This window comes from Bacillus sp. JFL15, assembly GCF_001184225.1.
GTDB classification, from domain to species: domain Bacteria; phylum Bacillota; class Bacilli; order Bacillales; family Bacillaceae; genus Bacillus; species Bacillus siamensis.
This window is the reverse complement of the sequence record NZ_KQ236690.1, coordinates 1-7717: the sequence shown is the minus strand read 5'-3', so window position 1 is coordinate 7717 and position 7717 is coordinate 1. Positions and strand designations below refer to the sequence as shown.

Sequence of the window (7717 nt, the reverse complement as noted above, 5' to 3'; positions counted from 1 at the left end):
TACCGATAAAGCCGTTTATTAAGATACTGACTACAAACAAATCAAAAAAAGAAGCTTACTCTGCACTCCTTTCCAAAGCAGCCTCCAATAAATGCTGAGCAAATTGTTTATAAAATCCATCTAAGTCATTACTTGCTTCATCCTGATCTATATAGCGGATACCGTAATTATCTTTATGGACAACCTTTATTGTTTTCTTCTTTAATTCCTCATAACGTTGGTAAGGTTCCAAAGCTACACCCCCGCTTTCACAGGAGTATTATATGTATGTAATGGTTCGTCTCTTGACTGTTCTTTCTTTATCAAAGCCTCGCAAAGCTTGTTCAAATAATATGTATGGTTTACTTTTTTCTTTTCATCCCTGGTTAACTCGCCTAAAAACAACTCACCGAAGCTCATTGAATCCCATTAAGTACTACTGCCATGTCGCTTTATATATCACCTTCGCTTAGCTATTATGTTCTAAGTAGGCGGTGATATTTTGTTTGTATCGCCAATGTTACTGCGTTCAATCAAAGAGCCATTCGAGGAGGATAGTTATATTACCGAATTTCAGTTATCAATATCTAAATCGTAAAAAGCCACAAAAAATAACGGGTGAAACATATTATACATGGCTAATATGTTTCACCCGTTTAATTCTTGTTCAACAAATTGACTGATTGCTGACTATAGAAAAATGTAAAAATTCCTTTTCACAAATTCATGTGTTTTTTTCCAACTTTGCTCAATGATCGATCGAATAGGGTAATAATTAGAATCAAACAAATGACTAAACTGAATATTGCTGCATAGTGGAGACCCTTTGTAATAGCTTCGGATTTTAAAAACAATCCGTTGGCAGCAGAAGCAAGCATAGCTCCCATGTACATAAAGGTTCTTAACAAACCTGCTGAAGCGCCGATTTGTTTGGAAGCAGCCTGAAAATAGACCGCATTTTGATTAGCCAAATTCAATATGCCTTGAGGTATTCCGAAAAGTATAGCAATGACAACAAGATAAATAAGACTGCTTGAATGATTTGTAAATAACAGCAGTGACATAGCAATAAACTGAACGATACTCCCTACAATCAATTTCATATGGATCGCAGGATTTTTTCCGGTTGTTTTAGAAATGATGATCGACGTTAAAAACATCGGCAATAACAACAGACCAGAATGTGAAGGGGACAGCCCCCTGCCTGTTTCTAACCATTGGGTATATCCATAAAGAAAACTGTATGATACGGTAGCTGAAAGCAAACCTCTGGTATACGTTAATAACAAGGGAGTATTCCCGCCTAATAATCGTAAATCCATAAAAGGATTTTTGATTCTCAACTCGAAGCCAGTAAAAATGACACCGGAGATGATTGCAATTATTAATAAATATACATTATGCCAATTCGGACTCATTAAGAAAAGGAGAGCAGAAATTAGGGTGATTCCAAAGAAAATGATACCAATAAAATCAATGGAAGTATTTTTCTCCTCTTTGCTAAGGGAATCTCCTAACCCCCTTGGAAACCGGTAGTAACCTAAGAACACACAGGCTAATGATAAAGGAATATTTACGATAAATATACTTTGCCAACCGCCAAATTCAATAAGCAGCCCCCCTAAGGTTGGTCCAACAACAGCAATCGTTTGGCTAGAGATCGCTAATAATGTAAGAATACTCGTTGAACTTTCCTCACCTGTTCGCTCTGCTTCACTACGGATAAGATACATAGAGGCAGGATAACCAGCGCAGGTTCCAAAACCAAGTAGAACTCTTGAGCAAACTAGCCACCAGATATTAGGGGCAAAGATTGCGATTAAACTAGAGATACCTACTAATGATGTTGCAATTAAAAAAAGAAGTCTTGGACCAAAAATATCAATTAACTTTCCTACAACTGGCTGTCCAATTGCCGTAGCAAGATATAAAGCAGAAACAAGCCATGCTGTTTGAGAAGGCGCTACTCCAAACGCCTGACCAATTGGAATTAAAGCAACTGAAATGATCGAAGAGTTAATAGGATTGAGAATGGAACCTAAAACCATTGGAGCAACCAGTTTTTGATTAAAATGATTTTTATTTGTACCCTTCCTGTTGCTACTAAATATAGACAAATTTATTCCTTCCTTCATTTCATCTTGAAAGGTTTCGGGAACCATAAAAAACGGCTGTGTAATCATAGAAAACTGAAGGCAAATTAGTCGGGTCTATTTCCCATAACGGAAACAGACCCTCTTTGTTTAATTCAACGCAGCAATCCAGGATTGGACCGTTAACACATCAGCTTGACGTGGAAATACCTTTTCCATTAGAACTCGGTGAACCTCTGGATCTGGATCAAAACAAGCGTCATTTAACACTTTAATTTCAAAGTCTTTGTCCGCTGCTTCTCTTAAAGTGGATAAAACGACCCCACTTGTAGATATTCCACTGAGAACAAGTGACTCAATTTGTTGCGCCCGTAAGATCATTTCTAGATTACTTCCACTAAAAGCACTAACTCTATATTTCGTAATAACAGGTTCATTTGCTTCGGGTTGAACGGATTCATAAATTTGTGTTGCATGATCATTGACCGTCATAGCACCATACTTACTTATAGCTGAAAAAGCCTTGTTTTTCGTGCTGACCTCCGGATAACCCTCACTAAATCCGACCCTGACAAAAATAACTGGAATAGAATGTTTACGGGCGGCTTTTATTGCCTTTTGAAATGGCATTAAAGCTTGTTCTAGATTTTCTCCTAAATGTGGTACGATTCCATTTTGCAGATCCATTACTAATAGTGCAGTTTTACCATTTTGATTTAACATATGTTGTAATCTCCTTTTCAATAGGATACAATAAGTGGAGAGCTCTCCTTTCAATAATAAACGGAGATATCTCCACTTGTCAATTATATAATCATTTTTTGGAGTGATATTTGCATGGTTAATGATAAAAAAATATTACATAAGCACACTGAACGTCGTGACGCAGCTGAGAACCGCCAACGTATTTTAGATGCTGCTTTTAAATTATTTGAACAAAATGGTGTTGAAGAGGTTAGCATGAATCAGATCGCAACAGAAGCAAAAATCGGCCCTGGAACTCTTTATCGACGTTATAAAAACAAGGGAGAATTGTGCCTTGATTTAATTAGGGACAACGTAGTTCTACTATTTGAGGATATAGATGCGTATTTAGAAAAGCATAGAGAAGAGTCACCACGGTTACGATTTAAAGGCGTACTAAGTTTATTTATCCAATTCAGAGAAAATAAAGCTCAATTGCTTAAAGGTGTTGAAGATGCTGCTCCAAGCAAAAGCCGCAATCCCCTATCAAAAGGTCCGATTTATAGTGAATTACACCAAATATTCGTCAATCTTTTTGAAGAAATATACGAAACCAGATTCCCGAAAGTGAACAATGTATTTAGATCGGATACGTTACTTCAAGCTTTAAGGAGTGATTTTTATTTATTTCAAAGAGAAGTTCGCGGTTATTCTCCTGAAATTATTTTGGAGCAAATCTACTCAACGTTTATATCTGATTAAGCAGTAATTGTGTTCGTCTTAGTTTCGGTCATTTACTCCGCCTCTATATTTTTTATGTTTTTTTCAATGTAGCATATAATCCTTCGTAAGCCTTAACAAAACAGCCCTTTTCGTAATGAAAAGGGCTAAAGATTAATCCTTCTTTTTGAAATAGTGACCCTGCTCTAGGTCCGAGATAAGTGTTGGGTGCACAGGCCGCCATCCCAAGAGTTTTTGGCCAGTGTGCTTGACTTCGGTAAATCAAGAGCGGCAATTAAGCCAAGAAAGCCAAAGTGTGCATCTGCCTCTTCATGTGAAATGCTGACTGCGCGCAAGTTCAGATGCTTACCGATGACGCTTGCTATGTCTCGAAATGCTATACCTTCATCTCCGACCCCTTGAAGCCGTGTTCCTGCTGGGGCCGATTCCAAGGCCAAACGGAATAGGCGTGCCGCATCAAGCCGATGTACGGCTGACCAACGGTTGGATCCATCGCCAATGTAAGCAGAGACACCCTTTTCACGGGAAATGTTGATCAGCCTCGGTACGAAGCCCTTATCGCCCACGCCGTGGACGGACGGCGGAAGCTCCACAATCGATGTCCGCACCCCACGCTCAGCCAGTGCGATCACCGCATTATCCGATGCCGTTCCGTTTGCATGAGCAGTGGTCACAAACGGCTTGTTGGAGTTTGCGAGCACCTCCCCAATCGCCTCAATTGCACGCAGGTCCGTTGCGAGCGAACCAGCGAAGTCCGAGAAGTCGTTCTTAAACGCCAGGTGAATGACACCATCCGCAGATGCGGCTCCGCTGCGAAGAGTGTCGAGGTTATCAAGGGATCCATGGTGCACCTCAGCCCCAGCTTCCTTCAGTGCCATGGCACCATTGTCAGAATGTGTAAGGCCGACAACTTTATGACCAGCATCGATGAGTTCTCGGACGACAGCAGACCCGATGTAACCTGTTGCTCCTGTCACAAAAATACGCATAAAAATGCCCTCCTTGAGTTGTACTATTTATTGAACAAGTTGATTCTATACTATAGAGTTAACTCTAAGGCAAATAAAATCGAGGAGAGATTTTATGAAAATTGGAGAATTATCAGAAAAGACAGGTTTATCAGTCCACACCATTCGTTTTTATGAAAAGGAAGGTTTATTAGACAGTCGGCATATACGGAGAGAGGAAAATAACTATCGTAACTATACAGAAAAAGCGATTGAACGTCTGAATCTGGTAAAGAAGTTTCAAGGGTGGGTTGTTCACTAACAGAAGTGAAGGAAATTTTGCAAGATCGTGATTCAAATACACGTACCAATCAACAAGTAATTGAATGGATTCGCCAAAAGATAATAGAAATCGAACGTAAGAAGGACGAAATGGAACAGATGCTTGGAACTCTTAACATGATGTTGGAATACAGAATCACAATGATGAATGACCCAGAAAAGGCCAATTCCTAGTTAAAGCTTCGACATTCTGACTAAGTTGTGCATGGGCTTGACTTGTACGTGTATTTAAAATCGTTTTTCACATAAATTTGCAAGGCTTCAATGGGAATTTCAGTATTGAAAGTTGATTTGCAAATTGGTATATAGTTTCAATGCAAGTAACGCAATAAAACTTGATATAACAAAAAAATGCATGCCAAATTTGCATGCATTTTCATATGTTTTTTATTTTTCCAAAACTGAACTAAGTTATTAAATACCAAGCTATGATGTTAATTTAAAAATCAACACGATTCTTTAACAGAGCCAAATTCTTATAGATCTTTTCACGAATTGGACTTTTGATAATGACCGGCTTGATTAATGCTTCTGCGATACGATCACCTTTGCGAATTTTGCACGTGCTATTCGGAACAAATATACTTCCATAACGATAATCATCAATATTGAAATCGAAAAACTCGTCCTTTTCGTTTTTTTCCCAACCACCATTAACGAAATGGTATACTGTATCTTCCTCACCAATTTTCTGTGCAATATTATCTACAACCACCGTCTTAAGCGTGATCCCAGTCAGCGGCCGAATCTGCATTTCGTATCCACTGGGATTTCACCAGGTTCAATAATTGTGCCCTCGGCTGCGATTAGAACCAATCCTGTGTTCATAAGTAGGAATCTTTGCAATGTTAATGTTCATTTTGTCTCCTCTTAATAAATAGTTAAAATCACGATTTTAATTTAACTTTAATGTGTATCATCTTGAGAAAATCCCCTTTAATTGGTAAGCTGACACCAGATCATACTTATTCAAAGCAGGTGAAATCATGAACAAAATAATCGGAATGACTGGGTTAATTATCTCCTTACTTGTGCATGAGTTTTCAGCAAGTGATTCATTGACTCAAAAGATCGCTATGGCTTGTCTATTTTTGTTCTTATTGGTTTATAATTTTGAACATACTAAGGAGTTCTCTAAAAAATCTCTGGCTATTATAGGCGCTTCCTTTATTGTACTAATGCTTGGAATTTATCAATTGCTCTTTTTTACTGGTGATTACTTTGAAAGTCGCGGTTTAAATTTTGGATTTATCCTTTTACTTGAAATTGTTTTAGTTATTGGATTAGTGACTGCTGCGCTTAGTTTAATTAAGCATATGGCAGACCGCTTAAGGAAAACACCTGATGGTAAAGAGCGTTGACTCTTTGCCTTTTTTTAGCTAACCATTTCTTTTTATGCCGTCTTCTATGTACATAATCAAACGCAATATCGACTTTTGCAGACTCTCTTCTGTCAATGATGAATTGATTCAGAACGATTCTTAATTCCTCATCATTCATACCGCTGTCTTTTGCACTCCATCTTAATGGACTCTTCTTCATTTTTTACCAAAACTTCTCGATCATATTCATTTCCTCTCAGCAATATTTAATCATAAACACTTCTTATCGCTTCTCTAGACAGCCAGACTCTCTGATTAAGAGTTTTTAATCTTCCCAATCTTCATCGTCATCCCAGTTTTCTTTTGCTTCTTCTAGCTCTACCATAAGAAATTGCAGAAAGTTATCTGCAACCGTGTCTCCATAACCAGCTTCATTTGCCCAAACAATAACTGGACATTCTCCGTTTTCCATCTTGTGTGTATCAAGACAATAAGAAAATTCATCTACATACTCTATAACGACAATACCATCACTTAAATCATAATGAGTTCTATATTCTTCAGTAACTGTCACAACTCTTGCAGAAACTTTCCCATGACCAAGTATATTTACCCCGTAAATTCCACCTGATCCGTATTTAGTTAAAAACCACTTATAACTCTCGGGAAGTTTCAAATTTAAACGATTTTGTATCTCTTTGATTTTTTCTTCACTTACTCCGCCTGTAAAATCATCATCTTCAGCGTTTTCTTTAATAAATTCTTCAATTTCATTATAAGTCATTGTTACATGTCTCCTTTCTCAAATTGGCTCGCTCTCCATTTCCAATATCTTCGTTGGAAGCTTTTATACTGATTCCGCAACTCCCTGTCATTTCTAAAACTTTCTCCACCTTTTTTCAATCCATGGAGAACTTTTTTATTATTTTGATGCACAGAAGCTGGAATTTCCACCATCGTTCCTGGCTCTTCTTGAATTAAATGGTGCAAGTTGATTTTTGTGCCGTCATTAGCAAAAGGAGCGTCACCTTTTTTCATAAGTTGTAAATTTGTTTTTCCGCTTTCAGCATCAACTTTGCTTATATCAATATCTTTCAATGTGTATACTCTTCGACTTACATCTTTAGTTTTACCCGAAACTTTTACCTTCCCTTTAACCTCAAAGGCACCATACTTTTCTTTATTTAACCAAGGAAGGTTTATTTCTTGACCAGTAAACGGCTTTCTCGTTCCATCCGGAATTTTCTTTGCATTGGTCAAAAGTTCATTTTTAAGATTTTGGCTGTCAATCACATTGTATGGTACGTTATCGGCCAGAGCAAGTTTGTACTTTGGATGATAAGGAAGCAAATCTGCAATCTTAACGTCTTTAATTTTTTTCCCTGCCTGTCCTGCCTTGTTTATGACCTTCCCCGCCGCATCAGCTTTGTTAACGGCTCCTGCGCCTTTCGTTCCGACGACGGCCACAGCCACTGAACCGACCGCATATGTCACCCATCTTGACCTGGAATACGCATCTCCGTTCACCATATCTTTTTGATACGATTCTTCTATTGCTGTTGCAATAGCATCGTATGTTTCAACTGGATGAAGCACTGCATTCCCCAGT

10 protein-coding genes and 2 pseudogenes are annotated in these 7717 nt (G+C 38.2%); 4 read left to right on the top strand and 8 right to left on the bottom strand.

The window, feature by feature from the left end:
* Positions 1 to 55: 55 nt before the first annotated feature.
* The 4 genes and pseudogenes from sprB to AD710_RS18710 form a co-directional block, all read right to left on the bottom strand.
* Complete coding sequence (gene sprB, locus AD710_RS19715; RefSeq protein ID WP_156187195.1) at positions 56 to 232, bottom strand: recombination directionality factor SprB; 177 nt, start codon at positions 230 to 232, stop codon at positions 56 to 58.
* A gap of 2 nt (positions 233 to 234) precedes the next feature.
* Positions 235 to 363, bottom strand: a pseudogene (locus AD710_RS20150) (hypothetical protein); the annotation flags it as partial.
* Between the two features lie 332 nt (positions 364 to 695).
* Positions 696 to 2096, bottom strand: coding sequence for an MFS transporter (locus AD710_RS18715; protein ID WP_231595090.1), 1401 nt, complete (start codon positions 2094 to 2096; stop codon positions 696 to 698).
* Between the two features lie 126 nt (positions 2097 to 2222).
* Positions 2223 to 2795 carry a cysteine hydrolase family protein gene (locus AD710_RS18710; RefSeq protein WP_049628849.1) on the bottom strand — a complete coding sequence of 191 codons (573 nt, stop codon included), beginning with the start codon at positions 2793 to 2795 and terminating at the stop codon, positions 2223 to 2225.
* A 114-nt stretch (positions 2796 to 2909) separates the two neighbouring features.
* On the opposite strand from AD710_RS18710, the gene AD710_RS18705 reads away from it, so the two are divergent.
* A complete protein-coding gene (locus AD710_RS18705; RefSeq protein ID WP_049628848.1) occupies positions 2910 to 3518 on the top strand; it encodes a TetR/AcrR family transcriptional regulator in 609 nt (202 codons plus the stop codon).
* 132 nt (positions 3519 to 3650) lie between these two features.
* On the opposite strand, the pseudogene AD710_RS18700 reads toward AD710_RS18705, so the two are convergent.
* Positions 3651 to 4486, bottom strand: a pseudogene (locus AD710_RS18700) (SDR family oxidoreductase).
* Between the two features lie 94 nt (positions 4487 to 4580).
* On the opposite strand from AD710_RS18700, the gene AD710_RS20145 reads away from it, so the two are divergent.
* Entirely contained in the window at positions 4581 to 4766 is a 186-nt protein-coding gene (locus AD710_RS20145; RefSeq protein ID WP_231595089.1) for a MerR family transcriptional regulator, read from the top strand.
* Positions 4751 to 4960 (top strand): MerR family DNA-binding protein, encoded by a 210-nt coding sequence (locus tag AD710_RS20140; RefSeq protein WP_331456779.1) that lies wholly within the window; start codon positions 4751 to 4753, stop codon positions 4958 to 4960. The genes AD710_RS20145 and AD710_RS20140 overlap by 16 nt, the downstream gene beginning before the upstream one ends.
* Before the next feature lie 265 nt (positions 4961 to 5225).
* Here AD710_RS20140 and AD710_RS18690 read toward each other — a convergent pair whose 3' ends face one another.
* A complete protein-coding gene (locus tag AD710_RS18690) occupies positions 5226 to 5540 on the bottom strand; it encodes a hypothetical protein (protein ID WP_049628847.1) in 315 nt (104 codons plus the stop codon).
* Between the two features lie 232 nt (positions 5541 to 5772).
* Between AD710_RS18690 and AD710_RS18685 the strand changes: the two genes are divergently transcribed.
* Entirely contained in the window at positions 5773 to 6147 is a 375-nt protein-coding gene (locus tag AD710_RS18685) for a YoqO family protein (protein ID WP_049628846.1), read from the top strand.
* A 286-nt stretch (positions 6148 to 6433) separates the two neighbouring features.
* Here the strand turns inward: AD710_RS18685 and AD710_RS18680 are convergent, their stop codons facing one another.
* Together AD710_RS18680 and AD710_RS18675 are read right to left on the bottom strand one after the other, a co-directional pair.
* Positions 6434 to 6892 (bottom strand): SMI1/KNR4 family protein, encoded by a 459-nt coding sequence (locus tag AD710_RS18680; RefSeq protein WP_049628845.1) that lies wholly within the window; start codon positions 6890 to 6892, stop codon positions 6434 to 6436.
* 2 nt (positions 6893 to 6894) lie between these two features.
* The coding region (locus AD710_RS18675) for an HNH/ENDO VII family nuclease (protein WP_049628844.1) at positions 6895 to 7717 on the bottom strand (823 nt) is incomplete at its 5' end.